A 20,709-nucleotide genomic window follows, 5' to 3' on the forward strand; every position below is an offset into this window, starting at 1 on the left:
GGGGGGGCGTTGAAGAGACGTGACATTGGTGCATCGAAGCAGCTGCCTGCCTCCTGGGCGGCTGATACTTCATTGGCCCGTGCGTATCGGTTGGTTGGGCGCGGGCCCCTGGGTGAGGCTACAACCTGACGCTACGTGAGGGTCAAGCTCTCCATCTTATGGTGCTGTCAGGACAGCTCATCGGCCGATCAGAATAGTGCAGGCGCGTGGACGCCAGCGCCAACGTAAATGTCTCGCGCCGGTGGTTGCCGCGGCTGTCTCTTGATCACGGTGTTCCGATCCGGTCCACGGAAGCGTTCGGCCTGCGCGCGCCGCGTCGTCGAGCGTTGAAGCCGGCTTCCATTACCTGTTTGGGGTCGAAGCCCGATCTTATGGCTACCAGAAGGTAGCCGGCCAGATTGCAGGTGAAGGTGCACAGAACGTCACGTACACCATGCTCTACTGCTTTCACGGATTGGCTGTCATCGAACTCTACCTGCTGACGGTTGCGCAAGGTGGTTTATCTCAAGCTGCATCTCGTGTTCGGTCCTGCGTTACAGCCGGAACACGCCATACTGCGGCGCATCGATCGGCGCATTGAGCGAAGCGCTCAATGCAATTGCGAGGGCGGTTCTGGTGTCGACAGGATCCAGGATGCCGTCGTCCCAGATTTCGGAGGTCGCATAATAGGCGCTCGATCGTTCGTGATATTCTTCAAGAATTGGCTCTCGAATGGCTGCCAGTTCCTGCTCGGAGAGGCGTCCGCCCGCGCGAGCCAACTGTCGTGCCTTGACGTGGGTGAGAACGCCTGCGGCCTGCTCAGCGCCCATCGCGGATATCTGAGAATTAGGCCAGCTGAACACAAATCGAGGATCAAACGCGCGTCCCGACATAGCGTAAGTGCCCGCGCCGTGCGAGCTATTGCAAACAATCGTAAACTTTGGAACGGACGCTCCGGACACAGCCATGATCAGCTTAGCGCCGTCCTTGGTGATCCCACGCCGCTCATATTCGCGGCCAACCATGAAGCCCGTGACATTCTGCAGGAAGAGCAGGGGCGTCCGATTCTTGTCGCATAATTGGATGAAATGAGCACCCTTCAGCGAGCTATCGCTGAACAGCACGCCATTGTTGGCAAGGATCCCGACTTGATATCCATGAAGCCGCGCAAAGCCACACACAAGTGACGTGCCATAACGCGGCTGATACTCATGAAATCGGCTGCCATCGACCAGACGAGCGATGATCTCTCGCATGTCGAACTGCGCTCGGGCATCCTTTGGAATGATACCGTAGAGTTCGCAAGCACTGTAAGCGGGCGGCTCAGGAGCCACTCGATCGATCCAAGTTTTCGCCGGTTGGCGGAACCGAGCGACGACGTCGCGGGCAATCGCAATTGCATGCATCTCAGAGCTTGCGACGTAATCACTGGTGCCCGACACGTTGGTATGCATGAGGGCGCCGCCCAAATCTTCGGCCGACACGTGTTCCCCGGTGGCAGCCTTTACGACCGGGGGGCCGCCGAGAAAAATCGCCCCCGTACCTTCGACCATAATGTTGTATTCACTAAGCGCGGGGACGTAGGCCCCTGCCGCGGTGCAGTGGCCCATGACGATGGCGACCTGCGGCACTCCCATCTTCGAGAGAATGGATTGATTCCGGAGTATTCGACCAGCGTGGTAGCGATCCGCAAAGAATTCTGCCTGCAAAGGCAGGAACCCGCCCGCGCAGTCGCACAGATGAACCACCGGCAGACGGTTTTCGATGGCGATATCCAGGGCCCGCACAATCTTCTTGACTGAGAGCGGATACCATGCACCGCTTTTCACGCTGGCATCGTCGGCATGAACAATCACCTCCCGACCCGCTACAATGCCGATGCCGACGACCTGCGCGGCGCTGGGCACCTCGCCATCATACGCCTTGTTGGCGGCCAGCGTGGAAAGCTCTAGGAACGGAGTTTCCGGGTCGAGCAAGGCTGCGAGCCGTTCGCGAACAAACAGTTTGTTCTGTCGACGCAGTCGCTCGAAATCCCGTTCTGGCCGATGGAAGCGGGCAGCGCGTTGCCGTTCCTTCAATTCGGCCGCAAGCTGTCTGTTGTGGCAATCGTTGCGGCGAAACGCTTGCGAGTTAACGTCCGCTACGGAACCGATCCGCTGCATTTCAGCGCCCTTCTTCGGAGAGCGTGACCAGCTCAGCGTCATGCTCGAAGCTTTCGCCTTCCTTGACGTGAATTCGATCGACGATGCCGTCCTGCGGTGAGCGTATGATCGTCTGCAGCTTCATGCTCTCAATCATCATCAGTGCCATTCCCGCCGAGACTGATTGGCCAGGCGAAACGGTAGTCGCAACAACTACGCCAGGCATCGGCGCACGGGCGATTAGCAGGCGTGTTTCGTCATTCGCGGAAGTGAGCGCTCGCAATGGGTCATTGTAGCGCACAATGCGGCTTCTGCCGCGTATATGCAGATGAATCAGGTCGCCATCGATAGCAAACCTGACCGGTTCGCTTTCCCCGGCAATGGTCAGGATGCCACTACTCTCACCGTGATGCGTGAACGCGACGGGGGCAATCACTTGGTCGCGCAAATGAAGCCGGTAACCCTGCTGGCTGGTTGAAAGCCATAGCCTATGGTCTACGCGGTCGACCTCGAATGAGTGATACACGTCAATTTCTCCAGCTGCCAAATGCTGCGTGAAGCTCGGGCACGGCGTCAGCGGAAGCACGCACCGGTCTCGTCAGGAGAGCGGCGGATGCCAGGAACGCAGACAATCCGGTAGCAAAATTGTCGGTTGCAAGATGCGGGTTTTCTTCAAGGTATCCCGTATGGAACTGACCGGCGAGAAATGCCTCGTCAGCTAGGATCCGGGCGAGCAAGCTGGCATTGGTCTCACACCCAAGTAGAACAAGTTCTCGAACCGCACGATGGGCTTTCATAGCAGCCTCTATGCGGCTTGGGGCATGCACGATAATCTTTGCAAGCATCGGATCGAACGCCGCCGTGATGTGCTGACCTCGCATGATGCCGCTGTCGATCCGTACGCCGTCCGGATACTCGAGAAGAAGTACTTTGCCAGTGGTTGGAACGTATCCGCGTTCGGGGGCCTCCGCGTACAGCCTGAGCTCGATCGCATGCCCGTTCGAAGCAATATCGGATTGCGCAAGCGCAAGTTCGCGGCCGGCTGCGGCATAAACCTGTTCGGCGATCAGGTCGACACCAGTGACCATCTCGGTCACTGGATGCTCGACTTGAAGGCGGGTATTCATTTCGAGAAAGTAGAAGTCGCCTTCGCTGAGGATGAACTCGACCGTTCCAGCATTTTGATATTGCGCCGCACGGGCGATGCCGACCGCGGCTTCGCAAATCCGTGTCCGCAATTGTGGTGATAACGCGGGCGAGGGCGTCTCTTCTATGATCTTCTGGAAGCGGCGCTGCACTGAACACTCGCGCTCGAAGAGATGGACTAGGTTACCGAAGGCGTCACCCAACACCTGTACTTCGATGTGCCGCGGGATTTCGAGATATCGTTCGACATAAAGTCGGCCATTTCCAAAGTAGCAACGCGCTTCACTGCGCGCCTGCTCGATGGCTGCTTCCAATGCATTTGGGTCGCGGACAATTCGCATGCCCTTGCCCCCACCGCCCCCCGTCGGCTTAACCAGCAAAGGAAATCCAACAGCTTGCGCTCTCGAAACGAATGTCGTCGGATCATCTTCTTCGATGGCGCAGGGAAGGACTGGAAAGCCGTTGCGCTGAACGAAGTTGCGGGCCCGGATCTTGTCCCCCATGAGTTCGATGGCTTCCGGAGCAGGCCCGATGAAGGTAATGCCTGCCTTGATCACCTCCCTGGCGAACTCCGCACTCTCGGAAAGCAATCCATATCCTGGATGCAGCGCCCCGGCGTTCGCCTTGCGAGCGGCAGCTATGATCTGCGCAATGTCCAAATAGCTCGCCACCGGCGTGCGGCCACTGATCGGAATTGCCAAGTCGGCCATGGAGACGGCCGGGGTCAGGGCGTCTACCTCGTGGTAGGCAATTGCAGAACGGAGTCCAAGCTTCCGCAGCGTTTTGATGATTCGTGCAGCTATCTCGCCCCTATTGGCGATTAGAACCGTATCGAAGTGTAATTTGTGCATTCGCCTATCCGGACAAGCACTGTGGGCCAGAGCTTCTGTCAGTTGTGACCGATTGGTACCACTCTCGACGGCCCGCGCTTGATCGCTTGCTTTGGTGGAAGAACAGGCTTGATCCATTTTTGAATGTGAACTGGCACGCTCACGGCCGGCGATCCCTCACTTTGAGTCACTGTTCTTCTTGCCAGTATCTCGAACGGAGATCACGTAGCGACACTGCTGGCTGAGGCTCGCTTGCTTTGATCGGAGACAAGACATAATGGCGGCACGATCAGGTATGTGGCTGCTGCACAGGCGGAACACGTCCTCCATGCAAGCCTCCTTCTCCTCCGCGGTCGGCGCTTGGTCGCGCGCATTCACCTGTCCGGGGATTGCGGCTGTCATTGCGACAGCAAGAGCGATAGCGCGGTAGTTGGCATTGAGAAGCGAAGCCAAACGGAGTCGTTGGTTTTGACTCATGATATCCTTTCAAGCCGGTGGTGCAGTGGTTGTTATTTGGCGCCAAACGCAAGATGACCTGACGACCGGAAAATGGGCCCGGGCGCGCAGTTCGCATTATCTGTCAGGAAGCGTCGAGATTGTCGAAGGTGGCCCTCACTTGTCTAGGATCGTACAATCTGACGCAACGAGCGATTCAAGCCCCTTTGTGGGCCCAATCGCCTGTAGATGTTTGGAATGTGCATATTCCGTCTTAGCGACGCCTGCGCGAGGGAGTTCGGATGGACCAGTGCACACAGTATTGCTGTGCGGCGGCTGCGAATGGTACCGTGGCGTAGCTAACGAGATGAGCCTCGCTGTTACGTAATTGTACGTAGCGCGGTTGTCGCATTTCTTTGATCTGAGAATTGCATGCTCACCGCCATGAATCCAAAAAGTAAACTCTACGAGCCCAATCACTGGCGAGGCCGTGCGGAAGCAACGCGAAAGAAGGCGGAAGCACTCGCTTACGGCAAATTAAGAGATAGGCTTCTTAAGATTGCCATCGAATACGACAAGCTGGCTCTGCGTGCCCAAGATTGGCAGGCGAGCCAAAACGAGAACGATGCGTTGTCCGACTATGAGTTGTGAGGGCTGGCCGCGCTTCGGCAAAGCGCGCGCGCACATTCCGGCTCGCAGTTTCTTTTGTGGAGCAAAGGTCGCTCAGTGCGCTCGGCGCGGCCAAGTCTATTGCAAGTCTGTATACGGGGTGAGCCGCGCCGTTCGGCGGGGCGATGGATCTCGGGGGAGAGGGACGAGGTGGCCGCGCGCAATATGGTGGTATGACGGCCTGCTCCTGTTGCGATGGGGTCGGGGCGCTGGCGAGGCTGGCGACGCGATCCCTGTCGCCATCCTTGCGCAAGCGTCACAAAGCACGTTTCCGGCCTTAGTTGCGCATCTGGGCGCGGGTAGTAGTCGATGTCAGTCGGCATGTTGGCGGGTCATGTCAGTCCGCCGATTCGCGGCGTTGTCCTGTTATCCCCGCCTGTTTCGTTTGCGTCGCGAGAGAGCCGCATGTCGTGTCTAGGTAGTCCGCCAGTTGTTGACTTGAACCAAGTCAAAGAAAGAGATCGCCACTGCCAGACTGGCGGTGGTGCGCCTGCTTCATCCTCAGCACGATTCGATCGGAACAGTCGCGGCATACGAGTGGTCGAGAAGCGCTCGTGTGCCGCACTATTTGTCAAGACATCGCCGTCGATTCTGTATCGCTCATAGGAGCGATGCGACGATCCAGCAAATGCCGGCCCAGAGCAGCGCGTTTAGGAACAACCCAAGCAGTGGCCACAGGTTCCATTTCGTTTGCGTCGGCCAAGATCCGCAATCAGCGCCGTAATGCTTGATCATGGGGTGCTTTGGTGTGCGCCAGTGCATCATTCATCCCACGATGCGCTGGCCCACGGAAGCGGGCGCGCGTTTGGGTGTCTCGTATCACTCATGAGTTTCGCGGTCTTCCTTCAAGGCTTGAGTGTCAGAATTCCGTTCGTATCGTCGCTCAGCCGAAAGCCCTGCGAATTGCCGGCCTGCTTAGCGCTGCAGCGTTCCGGGCAGCCGAAACGGCCATCGTGGATTATGGCGCGTCCTGTTCGCTTCGTTTTCTTGACCGCTGCAATCAGCATGCCACGAACGGAGATGTACCGGCGCCGCTTTGACAAAGGAAAAATGCGATTTGTCGAGTTCAGCGCCGTGGTCTAGCTGCCCTTAGTCGAATTCGCGACACCGATGTCTGAAAGCCAACGCCAGTAGGTGCGTCGTCAGCGACACAGGCGACAAGCGGTCCGAAAGATCGCCGTTGATCGCGATTGAGTCTGAGGCAGTAAGCCAAGCTAGCCTCCTTCCCTGACCGCTAGCTGACGAAGAGCTGCTGAGATGGAAGAAGAATGATGAGATGTTGGCAGCTCACTCAATGACATGTTGGCTCAGCTGCGGCTCCGATGCGAGCTAGTTCGAGTTTACGCTCTTACAGCCTGATCATGGTCACATAGATGACGCATTGGCACTGTTTCAAACCACGAGAAGCGAGTGCTGCGAGCTATCGAAGACCCACATGACGGCGCGGACCGAGGCGCCGTCCCTTTCGAATCATAGTGGCGGCAGCGCTCGCGGTTTTCGCGCCATAATGGAATCTACAAGCAGGTATCACATGCGATCAAATGGAGCCGCCGGGATGACGATCGGTCCATCGTCGATGAGTTGATGGGCCATGATCGGGCTCGACCCATTTCATATGGTCAAGCACATCACCAGCTGATCTGCACGGGCAGGGCAATGAATACTTGTTTGGACGTGCTAAGGCTCAAGAGCTGATCTGCCTGCAGGTCGGCGCTGTTCGGCGATGAGAGTCCAAGCCTGCCAGCATAGATGAGCAAGATGGCCCACGCGAGGATCGACGTGGTGACGAAGTCGTCCACCGGGTCCGCCCGTCGGGTCAACCATGGGTGTGTAACTGGCCGATTCGTATCGAGCGGATCGTGCGCGCCTTGCGATCAAGGGGGCGATGAGCGTGTCCGTCGTGTCCTCAAACACGATGTGAGCGTTCGAAAACCAAGAATTAGGAGAGCAAGTGATGATGGACATCAGCGTATTTCTCAGCAGATGGTTCGCTGAAGAGTGGTTTTGGAATGCCGGGGTGAGGACCGAGCTGGCGCCGATTGATCAGTTGCCCGACAACGTCATCTACGTCGACTTCAAAGCGATCCGCGAGGCAAAGGAGGGGACGTGCGAGCGCAGATCATAGAGAAGCTTGAGGCTGGCCGGGTAAAATACGGCCAGTTCGCCAGCGTTCCTGGATCAGGCCCTTGCGGCCTGTTTCTTGTGCAGGGTCCCTGCGGGTGTGAACTCAAGATCAGTGGATTAGTTCGTCCTAGCTGGGAGCACGTCGCTGTCTCGACGGCGCGGCGTTGTCCAAACTGGGAAGAGATGTGCTTCGTAAAAGACCTGTTTTGGGATGAAGAGGAATGCGTGATGCAATTGCATCCGCCTCTTTCGCAATATGTGAATAACAGCCGGTATTGCCTGCATCTATGGAGACCCACTGATCGAGACATCCCGACGCCACCGCCGAGCTTCGTGGGCATTGTTGGGCTAAGACCGTCCGACGCGGCAATGTTGTTTGCACGGATGAGTGCGACAGCATGACGAGTTGCATCAACAATGTCCGCGCAGAAGCGGGCGCTTGGTTAGCGCAGAAACGTCGTTCTGCGCCGCCGGAAGGCAGCGCGATTGCCGAACATGTCGGGCTTTTCTGCCAGTTGCAACGTGCCGGGGGGCAGCCGGAAATCCTGCTGCCGCACAGGTGGTCATTAAAGTGTACTGAATCGGCAAGATTTGCCTCATATGCATCACCGCAGCTACTTTCATCGTGGGCGTGTTGGGATTCGAATTAGTTTTTGGGGGTGTTCAAGCCAGTGCTTGTGGAAAGGCGCGTTGAACCTAGGGGTACGAGCAACAGCGGAAGTCGTATCGAGGGCGGGCACCACTTCAAGCGGAACCACGTGCTCTGCAGTCCCAGCCACCCGCCCGGAACAGAGCTGGCGATCAAAACGGTGTGCCTCCAATAGGGGACATGAACGATAACGATTCCAAGCTTGTCGGCTCGACAGCTCGCCGTCAGCTTGCGGCAATATCCTTCAGAGGCAGAGCATGAGCATCCCGCACTCGCTCTGAGGAAACGTGCGCTTAAGAGGCAGGTGAGCCATCATGTATAATCGAGTGAGCGGACAATCCATAGCTTCCAATCGGGCTGATCAATCGGGGCAGTCGATGGACAGTGGCAGCTTTGCGCAAGCACTTACGGAATGCGCGCAACAGGAGAGCCTGTCAGATGGTGAGTCGTTCGACCAAATGGGGGGCTGCTGCAGCAGGCCAGACGCAAACGGTTACAGTCCAGAGCCCTCCGACTCCAGCACATCCTCTCTGTCCTCCGATTCCAATCCATCCTCTCCAGCAAGGCCGATCCGTGCCCTGTTCGATTACAGGACTGCTGAATTGCCTGAGGCCAATGTTAACGGTATCTGCCTTGGGTTGGCCGCGGAGTGGCTGCTCGATCTCAATAGTAGCCCCTCATCCCGAATGAGTGCGCTGCAGCCGGGTGCTCAAAACCATGCCTCGGCGGCCGTGCGGCAGAAGCAGTATGAAGATGCCAAGACTGAGTTACGAAACGCTGGGGCAGGAGGTTCTCATGACTTTCAGGCAAGAGGCAAAATGTTGAGTGATGCGGGTTTGCATCCATCCAACGAACAGACACGATATAGGTTTGGCTCATCTTCGCGCATTAACAAGATAGTGAACGAAATCACGGCCGATCCATCGGTGTACGTGCTCAGCTTGCGTTTCGCAGCAGGTGGCAGACACTCAATCGCGACGTCGACATCGAATGGAATGACGACCCTCTTTGATCCTAATTATGGGGAGTTTACTGTTCGCTCAGATCAGATGGGTGAGGTGTTCAAAAGTCTTGCCGAGCGCTACAGGAACCCGAACCAACGTGATATATCGACCGTTGTCACGCAAAGGGTCGCCTGAGCGTTCGGGGCTTTCACCAACTCTGCCGAGATCTCCGTCTTTCCCGGCGCGGAAACGATGGAGACCTGAGAATCAGGACGTCGCGATTAGGGGTAACCGGATGTGGGCTCCGAGTCTGCCGCTTCAGCATACGGCAACGTGCTGAGATGAAGCCACGCTGACGGTGTGGAGATGTTAGAGGTTCGCTTGATGAGGGGCCGATCTCGTCGAGCGAGAACTTGTGCATTCTTTGCGTGCGGGCGTTGATAGCGGCAATGCGGGCGGAATGTGAGGAGCTTTGCGACAGCGTCATATGCTGGCGCGGGTGCGGTTGACCCGCGATCTGGATTGTCCATCAGCGCTGCATGCCAGCATTTGTCTGAGCGTGTTGAGCACCAGATTGCGAACGAACCCCGCCCTAGATCATCTGCAGTTTCATTACGTCCATGTGAAGGGGCTGGCGAGCGTCATCATCGAGAATTCGTGCTCCGGCACGCCGTGAAGCATTCGGATAGTTTTACGACCTGGAGCCGCGGACGTCTTCGGCAGCAACCGTCAGGTCGCCGTGGCCTCTGGTGTGAAGGCGCATTCCGTTTTGAGAAACCATAGATGGCCTGGCACTCCGCCTCGTGTGTCAGGTGCCGATCGACGAAAGTCAGAGACTTCTCTAACCCGTGCCGGATGCAGCTGGCACTGTCTTGCTTGCTTATCCATAGCGGCCATTTGCCAAGCGTGACCAATCTGCCTCTGTTCGCAGGCGCAGCAACCAGTGGCTGTCCCAGCCCCTTGGCGGGGCGCATCGAGGTCGGACTCTATCGTCCATCACTCGGTTTAGCGCTCGGCGGTCGACCGGCAGGAGGCTTCCCTAAACGGCTAAGTGCTGCCGGGAGAAGGCGCGCGACCTGCAGCGGCCGGCCGAAAAGGCTGACGCGCGGAACATTCAGAAGAGTCGATTTGCCAGAACGATGTCGCGGAGGATAGCGGCAAATCGAGCGGCGGTCGCTTTGCCCCGCAGTCCAATAGACAGACTGAGCGTCAGATCGGCGTCCCAGCCTCGTCAGAAGCCAAGTGTACCGTCGAGGGAAAATCGATCTGCTTCAAGCTCGGCTGATTGGTCCAGATATATCGTCGCCAAAGCTCCGTTCCGAGCATTCTCGGCGACGGGGTGGACAACATCTCAGGGTCAGTAGCGGCTAGCGGCGCTGCGCTTGTTCGGAAAGGGAGGCCTCGCGAGATGCCGCTCAGAACCGGCTTGCTGCGCCCTGGGCGTTTCGCGATGATGGCAACCCAGGCACGCATCAACATCTTTCGACGGGCCTTCTCAATCGTACAACGGCCGGCTAAGCGGTGTATCCAGTGATCCTTTACAGACCAGCGCCTGGCACTCGTTCCGTTCGGAAGGTGTGGGCTGTGGCTCGTTTGCACTAGGCGCGGATCTGTAGGAACGTTAGAGATCTTCGTCAGCGAGGCGCGATGGGTGGCGTTGGATATCAGGTTTATTCGAAAAGCGGCAACGGTGCTATCCGGGTCGTCGTTTCCTCCGCAAAGCAAGCTCTCGCCAAGGCAAATGAACTCGCCGAATCTGGAAACGAGATCTTGATCAAGGACCTTGCCGGCAGGGTCCTCGACACGGCGACGATCGTTGAACTCGCCGCGTGCGAATAGATTGCTTGTCCCGGCATCGGTGGTTCGGCGGCTATGAGACAAAGCTGTTCGTTCCACCAATTCGTGGGAACGCCTGTGGACCGGAAGGATCGGAACCTCTTCGCCAACGCTTCAATCTCGGGCCGATTGGTCAATGACGGCAGCTCGGTCTGGAAATCGAGAACCGCTCAATCCGCCAGCCGGGTGGAACCAGACTGTTGACAACAGAAGCTTGCTCCGCCGTATCTCGCGAGCCGTCCGAAATTGGCGACGCCCGGGCGCACGGATTGAAGAGGTTCTTGAGCGATCGGCCTTGAGCCATCGTTCACGACGACGAGACGACCGTTTGACGGGCCCCAGCCTTCCTGTCGTCGTGCGGCGACTCAGAACGTCCAATCACGACATGGCTTTCCTGTGCAGCGGCAGAGTGAATTGAAGCGTCGCAGCCGGCTCCGACTTGCGGGCAAATGACAGACGCCCTCCGTGAGCCTCCATGATTGAACGGCAGATCCAAAGTCCCATTCCAGACCGCTTGATTTAGTGGTGAAGAAGGGATCCAAGACACGGTCCGTATCATCCTCAGCGATTCCGACGCCACAATCAGCCACACTAAGCTGCACGTATTCTGTACTGTGGCTGAATGAGCGAATGACGGGATAGATCAGATCGCGAAACGGAAGATGTGCAGCTAACGTTGCTCGATGCTGCTGCCATTTCTGGGGTTCTGCCTCGACATCGCACGCAACGTCCCAACGAGCCAGGCCAATGAGCTCGGCCGCCCAGAGGCCTGCAGCGCTCGCGTGTTCCGAAAGACGGGTGCACAGGTGATCCGGCCCGGTATCCCGAGCCAGTCCGAGGCCGTTTCGGCGTAGTAGCGAACTCGCTGCTCGCTTTCCTGCAGTGCTGCAAGAGTGTTTTCCAACCGCTGCCTGGCCGCGTATTGTTCGGTGACATCCACATCCGTTCCAATGATCTCGCTGACCTCTCGGTCGCTACCAACCACGGCATATGCAACAGAATGTATGCGCCTCAGCGCTATCGATCCCGGATCAAGGCCCCCGCCTAAACCAGGGATTGCGCGGAATGTTTAGGATGGCACCTCGGCCCGTTGTGCAGGCGTACCCCAGGTTAATTTAATGGTGAGCGATTAGCTGTGACGCGTTGATCCGCGGAAACAAGCTATGTCCGGACTGGTCGCCACCCCAAGTCGTCGGCATCACCAGCTGGCTGCAATGGTCGCAAAAAATGAAACTTATCTGCCTACGACCGCTCTCATCCGGCTTTACCGGCCCACTTGTGAGATTCGTGACCAATGTCGGAAAGTTGACGAACGGGAGGCTCTGACAAGCCCAAGAAGCACGCATTTTCAGTTGGCGCGCCGTTTGCTTCGTTCACGGCGTCAGAACTGATCGCATCCAAGCAGCGGTTGGTCAGGAGGTTACCTATGTTGCGAGCTGAGGTAGAGCGATACGTCGAGTATCCCGCGAAACAGCGTCGTCTGCTCTAAAATCTCAAACAGTACGCTGCAGGTCTTCGACGTATGGAGCCCAGTTTGAAATACGCAGCCGGACTGCGTCCATAACCCCTAAGCCGCATGCGTTTTCGCGCCCTAGCGGCGATGTCTGGCACCTGTTTGGATGTTTCCAGAAATGTGTTCATAGAAGTCACTGTGCAGCTATGAAAAAAAGTCCAACGATCTCGCGGATAAATGTAGCGAATACGCATCCCGTTGATGTGTATATATCTCCCGTCAACTTGACCGCCAATGGCAGAGCACATCTGGGGCATGCCGCTGGGCCATATCTCAGAATGGATGTTGTACAGAAGCACCTGAAGAGGGCGGGGCATCATGTCCGTTCTGGACTGACGACTGACGGTTTCGAGAACCATGTCCTGGTCCGAGCGGCTCTTGAGAACATTGACCCGTCAGCCTTGGCACATGGCTTCCATATCAGAATTGTTGAAGATCTCGCCTCCGTCGGTGTCGTTTTCGATCATTTCGATGACCCAGCGTATGGCGGCAATCTGCAGCGCTTTTCGAAGGTCGGCAACGCGCTGATGGGCGCCTTATCTGCAGCGGGCTCGCTTCGTTTCCTCGCAGGTCGCTTACCAGTGGACGATGCAGGTTCTACTGCCACGCCAGAAGAGCGTTTCTGCATTGGAGGCTGGTTTGGTGCAACCTGTCCGGTTTGCCTGGCATCTGCGGGGAGCTTCTTCTGCGAACAGTGTGGACATCATTTTGAGCCCGAGGAAGCGCTGAATCCAGTATCCAGGCGCGGGCGGATTGTCGAATGGTTGGAAAACGTTTCAGCATTCCTTTCAATTTCGGGAAAGGACCGACTTCTACGGGAGTGGGACGATACGGCCATCGAATCCAGCTTTCTGGAGATAGGGAAACGGTACGTCGCACGTAAAGGGCAGCAAATGAGGCTGACCGTACCGGGACTACACGGGCTGGCTTGGAATTCACGACATTTCAACAGCCAGCAGATATTGTTTAGCTACTCCTCCTTACTCTACGCTCATTCTCTCTATTGCGGTTACAAGGACACGGAGGGCACCCACAAGCCCAATCCTTTTGCGCGCGAGTCCAATGCGTTCCTCATTGGCGGTACCGGTATCGATAACACAATCCCGATGCTTGTCGGAGTTACGGGATGCGCTTTGGGTCAGAACTCGTTCCGCCCATTTGATCGAATTTTTTTCAATCACTTCATTCGGCTGAGCGGTTCGAAGTTCTCTACGAGTCGCGGCCACGTGATCTGGGCAGGCGAAATCGCTCGAATTCCAAATATATCGGTCGACGTCCTCAGAGTGTACCTGTCGGAAATCTGCCCGGAAGAAACCGAGACCGACTTGGTACCAGAGCGCTTGGTCGATCGCTATAACGCGGTTCTCGACAAGATATCTGCGGCAATCGATCGCTGCACGGAGTCCCTAAACTCGATGCCTTCTCTCGCTGGATGTCACGTTGATGGTGCGATGATGGTTACGTTGGATCGACTCTACGAAAAGCAGTGCGCCGCGCTTTCGCTCGACCGTCTACGGGTATCGCAATCGTCGCGGCCGCTTATCGAATGGGTTGATCATCTTGATGGCTCGCCGAACCATAAGACCGCCTACGCCTGGCTTATGGGGCTCTGCATACTGGCTTGGCCGCTGATGCCCAAGATAACAGAAGCTTTATGGCGTTGGCTCGGTCATAGCGGCCATCCCGTTGCCGCACGCGCTTCGACGCCTTCACCTCACCGAAATGGAGCGGCACCGAAGATCGATGGGCGCAGGTTGGCGGTTTCAGATATTGAACGATGCCTTCCCGGAAGGATTGCAGCGTGACAGTCGCGAACATCGTTCCTGCCGAGAAGCTGCCCAGTGCAATGCCGTTAGAAGTCTCCATTCCTTTCATGCTTGGTAGTATTAGCTTGGCCGCATCCTATGGCTCGAGCTTCTTTCTCGTGGACGCCCTGCGGTCCATTCAGCAAAGCGCCACGACCGCCGGAGCCGTTATCTCGACCGGTACGATCGCAACGATACTGTGTTCGCTAATGGTCGGCCGGATCGCAGATTCACTTGGCTTAATGCGAACTATCACCGTGGCCGCAGTGATGATGGCGGCCGCGATGATATCTTTCGCATTAGCGTCAACTTTAACGCTCTTCGCGTACGTCGGAGGACTTCTTCTCGGCATTGGGTGGTCTGGCTTCTATATGCTGGCGCCGCTTCAAGTCCTGGGTCACGTGCGGGCTGAAGCCCGTATCAAGTATTTGACCTTGCTTTCCGGGTCTCAAATGCTGGGTATCGGGCTTGCTTCTCCTCTCGCGCGCACCGTCGCGGTGACTGCGGGATCCTACATTGCGGTGTACGCCCTATTTGCGGCTGCATGTCTCGTTGGCGCGACGTTCTTGGAGTTCGCCGGTAGGGGGCTGGCGCACGCTCCTCAGACCAAACTGCCAACTGTACGTCTCAACGTGGAAGGCGTGCTAAAAGCCCTCAAATCGAACACGCGATATCCGATCATCATGATCGGCCTTGGGGCATGCGTCTTCGCCGGTCTTTTCACATTCCAAACGCTCTATGCTGCATCGCGATCGCAGTCTGCCGACACATTCTTTCTTGTTTTCACGCTGACAGCCGTCTTCATGCGGTTCGCTGTGGCGCCGATAATTGGAAAGTTTCGCCTTGAGCGCGTAGCCGCGGTTCTCAGCATATGCACTATCGGAGGGCTATTCATCCTCTTCGTGAATGTAGGCAGTACGGCGAACTACATCATCGGAACAATGATGTTCGCGCTGGGATACGGTCTCAGCTATTCGACCCTGAACAGTATGGTCGTGTACATTGCTGACACGGAAGGCACGTCGTTGGCTATTGCCTCTCAAGTCTTCACGCTCTCCTACTTCATTGGCCTATTCGGATTTCCATGCATCGCAGGGCAAATCGTGAAGGCCGGCGGCTTCGATAATCTGCTTATAACCATGATGGTGCTTATCGTCGCGAATGCAGTCCTTCTTGCAACTCAAGTTTTCTCGGGCAGCCGAGAACATTGACTGGCTCCTTGTAGGGATCATGGGATGCTGAAGCACGCCGACAGCTATAACGTCATCGCGATCGGTGCGGGGCCGGCTAATCTGAGTCTGGCAGCGCTTGCGGCTCCGATTCTGGACATTTCGTTGAACGTCCTTGAGAGCTCAGAGAAGGTAAAGTGGCATCCCGGTCTGCTTTTGGCAGGTGCCGTCATGCAAACCAGCCCGCTAAAGGACTTGGTCACACCGGCTGATCCGACGAGTGCATACAGTTTCCTCGCCTACTTGCATGATAAGAAGCGACTTTATCAAGCTATTGTTCGGGGGCTGGCGTCTGTTACTCGTAGTGAATTTGAGGACTATTTGCGCTGGGCAGCGGCGAAGCTGGCGAACATCCAATTCGGCGAGCACGTGAGCGCAGTCGAACTGCGCGGCGAGGCCTTTAATATCATAACGAATTGCCGCAAGTACCAAACCGGTACGATTGTGCTTGGCGTGGGCAGGGTACCGTCTGTTCCTGAGTGGGGCAGGAATGCGCCGCCAAACGAGGTGTTTCACGGGAGTACCCTTCTCCTGCGGCGACGTGAGCTTTCCGGCAAGCGTGTCGTGGTCGTAGGCGGCGGCCAAAGCGGGGCTGAGATATTCCTTCATCTCCTCAGTGGTGCATGCGGTCCATTGGGAACCCTGACCTGGGTGACGCGCCGCGCAAGCATATTTGCGCTCGAAGACAGTCCTTTCGTCAATGAATGGTTCTTTCCGCAACATGGTGACTGGTTCTTTGACCAGAGTGAAGCCGCCCGGAAGCAAACTCTTGAGCGACAATCGTTGGCGAGCGATGGCGTGAACTGCTCGACGCTGCGCGCTATCTACAATACGCTGTACGACCGCGAGGTTCATAGACAGTCCTACCCCGCGCACGTAAAGGTATACGTGGACACCACGGCCGAAGACTTGCGGGGCATGTCTCCCTTTCGCTTGGATTTGCGTCAGCGGAAGACAGGCACTTCTTCACAACATGTCGCAGACATTGTCGTCTTAGCCACAGGCTACCGCACCGAAATCCCATCGTTTCTTGAGCCGATCGCAGGTCGGCTCAAGGTCTTGAATGCTCCGGGTGGCTCTCAAGAAATCGTAGTCGACAAGGAGTTCTCGGCTCGTTTTGACGGTCCCGAAAAGTGCCGTTTGTACGTCCAGAATGGCGCACGCCTTCAACGTGGCATTGCCGATACAAATCTAAGCCTGGTTCCTTGGCGCGCTTCGCAAATCCTCAATTCAATCATCGGCCGCGTCGCCTACGATTGCGCGCCGGGAACCGGCGTCATCGAGTGGAGTAGCGTTGGCTTCGAGAGGGCCTGCTGACCGGCGAACAAGTCTGCCACGACAACTGGATCTTTCGGAGTTTGCCATGAAGAATGCACGGTTGATGGCCCTGGGCGACATGACGATCTATAGCCCCGGTGTCGTCTTGCAGCACGTTGAAGAAATCGGCGAATCCCGGACCCCTTGTCCCGTCGAGCTCATCGAATTTCGGCTAGATCCGTTCGCTGTGTCGACGCCTCATTCCCATTCTTCCTGCGAGATCTGGCGCATCACGAGCGGCCAAGGTCGTGTGATAACTGACGATGGAGAATTGGCCATCAAGGCCGGCGATCTGGTGTTTCTGCAGCCCCATCGAACCCATTATTTGGAGAATCGCGGCAGCGAAATTCTGGGCGCTTTGTCTATCGCCTGGGAGGGAGCTCGATGACCGACAGCATTTACGACCTGGCGGTCATGGGCGCGGGCGTCATGGGCCTGAGTGCCGCCTTCATTGCAGCGAATAGCCGGCCCCGGGATAGAATCGTGATCTTCGATCGAGAGACCGTTGGGTCTGGTGCCAGTGGGTTTGCCCCGGGAATCCAAATCAACATCGGTCGTAATGAAAAGGAAAGAAGCCTCCTCAATCGTGGTTCAAAGATTTGGCGAGAGATCTATCCCCATGGGTGGCCCAGCGGTCGAGACTGCGACGTATTGTGGTTGACGCGCGATCCGGAAGAACTCACGCGAATGAGCTGTGTGGTCGGCACCGCCCCATCGACTTCTTTTGCGCTGAGGGAGAGGCTTTTATCGCTGCCGCAATTTTTGATTCCCGGCGATATGGTCGTGGCGCTGGATCGGGGGTCTTACTGCCCAGTCAATTCCATTGTTCGGGATCTGGCCCAACGGCTCAAGGCTGTCGGAACTTCGATACGGGAGCGCACATCGATTGCACGGATACGGCAAAGACCGAGCCATATTAGTCTTCAGACATCTGATGATAGCGAACTCTCGGCGAGGCGGGCCGTTCTGGCAATCGGTCCATGGCTGCCAGAGTCACCGTTGCGCGCGCATTTAGCGGAGGGGCCGCGATTGCGAGTTAAAAAGGTCGTCGCGCTTCACTTGGCGGCGCGCCCTACAACGAACTGTCCAATGGTCGGCTTGTTCGATGACTATGCGTTCCTGATCCCTATGATCGAAGAGGGGTATTGGTTGTTCAGTTTCACCTCGCACGAATGGGATGTGAGACCTGACACCGGCGGGCTGCACGTCAGTTCGGATGATCTCGCACGCGCCAACGCAATCCTGACAAAATGGTTTTCTCCTGACATTCCCGCGATCGCATCAGCGCGTGTGTTTTGCGACTGCTATTCTGACGATGGTGTCCCGTTCTCTCGCCCAGCTCAAGATGTCGCCGGCCTGTATGTCGTTGGCGGCGGTGGAGGTAACGGGTTTCGTTTTGGGCCCGCGTGCGCGGAAGAGGCAATTCGATCACTGTATTCTCACCATTGATTGTCGTCGGCGTGGCGTGATGAGATGACATATGCCGATTGGTCTCGAAGCCTATCCCTATCATAAACCTGTAGAGTCCGTTCGCGAGACGTCGAGATCGACCATGATTGTTGATCTCAGCGCCATTGAAGCCAACTATCGGAAGTGCCAGGGGCTTGCGCCTCGCAGCGCTTGCGGCGCCGTCCTCAAGGCTGATGCCTACGGTCTTGGCGCGACACGTATAGCGCCCTTCCTGGCTTCCCTCGGCTGCGCGCATTTTTTCGTCGCTGATGTGGAGGAGGGCGTCGCCCTGCGCGATGTGCTGCCATCATCGGCAAGGATCTATATGCTCTACGGCGCTTTGCCGGGCATGGAGCTGGCGGCCGAGCAGCACAATTTGCTGCCGATCCTCAACAGCAGGGAACAATTGGAGGCCTGGCTTCGGCATTGCCGACTTCGCAATCGCGCGCTGCCCGCAGGAATTCATGTCGACACTGGCCTGTCTCGATTGGGGTTTTCCATTGATGAGTTGCGCGCAATCGCCGAAAATAGAAGCGGATTATCTGAATTGCCTGTCGTGCTGTTCATGAGTCAGCTCGCCTGTGCAGAGTGGCGAGACGAGATTTGTCTCCAACAACTGAATCGGTTTCGCAGACTTTCCCACTTATTCCCGAATGCGCATCTTTCCCTATCGAATTCGGCCGGATTGTTCGCCGGACGTGAGTTTCATTTTGACCTCGTAAGATCGGGTGGAGGAATTTTCGGCTTCTCGACGTCCGAGGATCCCGATTTCAAGCCAATGCAAGTTGTTCATCTGCGAACGCAAATTATTCAATGCCGTAAAGTCGAGCATGGGGAAGCGATCGGATACTTCAGGTCCTACACAGTAAAGAAGCGGATGCGGGTCGCGACCGCCGCGATTGGTTATGCAGATGGATTTCCGCGTACTCTGGGTAATCGAGGGCATGTCTTCATATATCGTCGTCGTGCGCCTATCGTCGGCTTCGTTTCGATGGACCTTATTACCATTGACGTAACCGACCTGCCCGAGAGTTGGACGCCGCCCGGTACAGTGGTGGACCTCATCTGCCCCGAGCAGACGGTCGGGGATATGGCATCAGCCGCGAAAATGCTGAGCGACGAATTGACTACGGCGATGGGACGACGATGCCGTAGGCTTTACGTCTCATCCGCAAGAGATGATATGAGGCACCGGTGAACTCCTCCGCGCTCCGATCCCAGCAAGTCAATCGAGCGATCTACCTAGGCGATGAAGGCGTACGTCTCATGCGTCCGAGCTACTTCACTGCCGAGGTGCGGCAATTTCATCGTCGTGAGAGACTATTTTACCTCGATCTCCTGTGCAAGACCCACTACAAGCTGATCATAGAAGTAGGTTGTAGTGGCTACCGCCTTATCGGCATTAAGAACGATGACAATGATTATCTTGGCATTGAAATAAATCCACCTCGTATGCGTCGGTTAAAAAATCGGAGAGGAGCGGTTATCCGCTGCGAAGCCAGAAAATTCTTCGAAAGAACGCGGTTAATCGACGAGATAATGCGCCGATATGATGGAAAGGTGCTCTGCATACTGCCATTTAATTTCATTGGCACGATGGATGCGCCGATGGAATTTCTGTCGCTGGTCTGTAAAGCGCCTTTTGATCTAGCTTTCTCGCTCTTTTCGACGAGCGAGACGGCAACGGTGGCTCGCCATGAATACTATGACCTTTGTGGCATCACCGTTAAGGGGGTGGCGCGCACGGATGACTATGTTCGATTAGATTGTTCCAACGGGTTCAAGGCGTTCGCTTTCGATCCGGTCTTTCTGGTGAACCACATATCGTCGTATGGCTTCCGCTTGAATGACGTAGAATGTTATGATGTCTGTAACTTCCTTCATTTCAAAAAGGGGTCTCCCGAAATGAGGGGCAGGATAATGCCAACTGAGCCCAGAAACAGATATTAGGTTATAGACGCCAGCCGGATCACTAGAAAGCAAGCAGCACGGAAAGCCACGGCTAGTTGCATAGGTCGGCACCATTAGGAACGACGAGCTTAAAACAACCCAAGCCGAGGCCTCCGACTCCCGCCGATCGAGACGGTGCCTAGTCTGAAGTGTTTTTCAGCTTCGTCCCTGTTGCCTAGATGAAGCAGAATTCGTCCCTGCCAGCCTAGGCGTTCCGAGAGCAAAGCACCCTGTTCGGCTTTCTTGAGACTGTGTCGTCCAAGTCACCAAAGGTCTGGGGCTTCGGCTTATGTTGACCTGGAGCGAGGACTTCAATGTACGATGTCTACTTGAACGAACGGAACGATCTTCTTGTCGTTCCTCGAGGCAATTCCATTCCGATCGATCTCAACAGGAACTGGCGGAAGAAACGTATCGTGCGCTCGGTCAGCGAGCAGATCCGCGAAGATGTTCGGATCTACGGCTACCATCGGCGAAAGTTGCCGTTAAGTCGTTCGATGAACAAGTTAGCTTGATCTACAAACAACGAGCGATCGGCAAGTAAAATGCGAACGGTCGTAAATTCTAGGCGTTTGATTTTCGGACCGATTGGCGCGCCGAGAGCACTGAACCTCTTTAGTCGTCCGTTAAGAAGCCGATTGCAGCGGTGAACGGTCGCTGATGGCTGCGATGAGGGTGGCCAGGAAGAGGCGC

The 20,709-nt window shown here is 56.4% G+C and carries 17 protein-coding genes and 1 pseudogene; 12 read left to right on the plus strand and 6 right to left on the minus strand.

Annotated elements, in window-relative coordinates; translation table 11 throughout:
* Positions 1 to 265: 265 nt before the first annotated feature.
* Genes QJT82_RS40640 through QJT82_RS40655 form a run of 4 tightly spaced genes read right to left on the minus strand, consistent with a single transcriptional unit; the run spans position 266 to position 4,117 of the window.
* The gene (locus tag QJT82_RS40640; protein WP_125459188.1) at positions 266 to 493 is read right to left on the minus strand and encodes a hypothetical protein; all 228 of its coding nucleotides are present in this window, start codon (positions 491 to 493) and stop codon (positions 266 to 268) included.
* A gap of 40 nt (positions 494 to 533) precedes the next feature.
* Entirely contained in the window at positions 534 to 2,183 is a 1,650-nt protein-coding gene (locus QJT82_RS40645) for a carboxyl transferase domain-containing protein (protein WP_233475765.1), read from the minus strand.
* On the minus strand, positions 2,143 to 2,646 hold the full coding sequence (locus QJT82_RS40650) for a biotin/lipoyl-containing protein (protein WP_162136695.1): 504 nt from the start codon (positions 2,644 to 2,646) through the stop codon (positions 2,143 to 2,145). The genes QJT82_RS40645 and QJT82_RS40650 overlap by 41 nt, the downstream gene beginning before the upstream one ends.
* Before the next feature lies 1 nt (position 2,647).
* A complete protein-coding gene (locus tag QJT82_RS40655; protein ID WP_028343551.1) occupies positions 2,648 to 4,117 on the minus strand; it encodes a biotin carboxylase N-terminal domain-containing protein in 1,470 nt (489 codons plus the stop codon).
* 846 nt (positions 4,118 to 4,963) lie between these two features.
* On the opposite strand from QJT82_RS40655, the gene QJT82_RS40660 reads away from it, so the two are divergent.
* On the plus strand, positions 4,964 to 5,182 hold the full coding sequence (locus QJT82_RS40660) for a hypothetical protein (protein ID WP_016842006.1): 219 nt from the start codon (positions 4,964 to 4,966) through the stop codon (positions 5,180 to 5,182).
* 1,646 nt (positions 5,183 to 6,828) lie between these two features.
* Here the strand turns inward: QJT82_RS40660 and QJT82_RS40665 are convergent.
* Positions 6,829 to 6,999, minus strand: coding sequence for a hypothetical protein (locus tag QJT82_RS40665; protein WP_233475768.1), 171 nt, complete (start codon positions 6,997 to 6,999; stop codon positions 6,829 to 6,831).
* Between the two features lie 155 nt (positions 7,000 to 7,154).
* Between QJT82_RS40665 and QJT82_RS40670 the strand changes: the two genes are divergently transcribed.
* From QJT82_RS40670 to QJT82_RS40680, 3 genes are all read left to right on the plus strand, one after another.
* Positions 7,155 to 7,325 (plus strand): hypothetical protein, encoded by a 171-nt coding sequence (locus QJT82_RS40670; RefSeq protein WP_016842003.1) that lies wholly within the window; start codon positions 7,155 to 7,157, stop codon positions 7,323 to 7,325.
* Between the two features lie 1,106 nt (positions 7,326 to 8,431).
* Positions 8,432 to 9,112 carry a YopT-type cysteine protease domain-containing protein gene (locus QJT82_RS40675; protein WP_245467057.1) on the plus strand — a complete coding sequence of 227 codons (681 nt, stop codon included), beginning with the start codon at positions 8,432 to 8,434 and terminating at the stop codon, positions 9,110 to 9,112.
* Positions 9,113 to 10,564: 1,452 nt separating this feature from the next.
* Positions 10,565 to 10,756: a hypothetical protein gene (locus tag QJT82_RS40680; protein ID WP_016841051.1), complete on the plus strand. Its 192-nt coding sequence runs from the start codon at positions 10,565 to 10,567 to the stop codon at positions 10,754 to 10,756.
* A gap of 375 nt (positions 10,757 to 11,131) precedes the next feature.
* Here QJT82_RS40680 and QJT82_RS40685 read toward each other — a convergent pair.
* A pseudogene (locus QJT82_RS40685) lies at positions 11,132 to 11,768 on the minus strand (ATP-binding protein); the annotation flags it as partial.
* A gap of 644 nt (positions 11,769 to 12,412) precedes the next feature.
* Between QJT82_RS40685 and QJT82_RS40690 the strand changes: the two are divergent.
* From QJT82_RS40690 to QJT82_RS40725, 8 genes are all read left to right on the plus strand, one after another.
* Positions 12,413 to 14,071: a class I tRNA ligase family protein gene (locus QJT82_RS40690; RefSeq protein ID WP_077231022.1), complete on the plus strand. Its 1,659-nt coding sequence runs from the start codon at positions 12,413 to 12,415 to the stop codon at positions 14,069 to 14,071.
* Positions 14,068 to 15,282 (plus strand): MFS transporter, encoded by a 1,215-nt coding sequence (locus QJT82_RS40695; protein WP_240536982.1) that lies wholly within the window; start codon positions 14,068 to 14,070, stop codon positions 15,280 to 15,282. The genes QJT82_RS40690 and QJT82_RS40695 overlap by 4 nt, the downstream gene beginning before the upstream one ends.
* Before the next feature lie 24 nt (positions 15,283 to 15,306).
* Positions 15,307 to 16,617, plus strand: coding sequence for a SidA/IucD/PvdA family monooxygenase (locus QJT82_RS40700; protein WP_016841049.1), 1,311 nt, complete (start codon positions 15,307 to 15,309; stop codon positions 16,615 to 16,617).
* 46 nt (positions 16,618 to 16,663) lie between these two features.
* Positions 16,664 to 17,005: a cupin domain-containing protein gene (locus tag QJT82_RS40705; RefSeq protein ID WP_016841048.1), complete on the plus strand. Its 342-nt coding sequence runs from the start codon at positions 16,664 to 16,666 to the stop codon at positions 17,003 to 17,005.
* Complete coding sequence (locus tag QJT82_RS40710) at positions 17,002 to 18,066, plus strand: FAD-dependent oxidoreductase (RefSeq protein ID WP_016841047.1); 1,065 nt, start codon at positions 17,002 to 17,004, stop codon at positions 18,064 to 18,066. Before QJT82_RS40705 ends, QJT82_RS40710 begins: the two co-directional genes overlap by 4 nt.
* A gap of 103 nt (positions 18,067 to 18,169) precedes the next feature.
* Positions 18,170 to 19,264, plus strand: a complete 1,095-nt coding sequence (alr, locus tag QJT82_RS40715) for an alanine racemase (protein WP_063607118.1) — start codon at positions 18,170 to 18,172, stop codon at positions 19,262 to 19,264.
* Positions 19,261 to 20,016 (plus strand): hypothetical protein, encoded by a 756-nt coding sequence (locus QJT82_RS40720; RefSeq protein ID WP_253592504.1) that lies wholly within the window; start codon positions 19,261 to 19,263, stop codon positions 20,014 to 20,016. The genes alr and QJT82_RS40720 overlap by 4 nt, the downstream gene beginning before the upstream one ends.
* A gap of 314 nt (positions 20,017 to 20,330) precedes the next feature.
* Positions 20,331 to 20,531, plus strand: a complete 201-nt coding sequence (locus tag QJT82_RS40725) for a hypothetical protein (protein ID WP_075968505.1) — start codon at positions 20,331 to 20,333, stop codon at positions 20,529 to 20,531.
* The last annotated feature ends 178 nt before the right edge of the window (positions 20,532 to 20,709 follow it).

It is taken from the genome of Bradyrhizobium sp. Mp19, assembly GCF_029952935.1.
Lineage (GTDB): Bacteria > Pseudomonadota > Alphaproteobacteria > Rhizobiales > Xanthobacteraceae > Bradyrhizobium > Bradyrhizobium elkanii.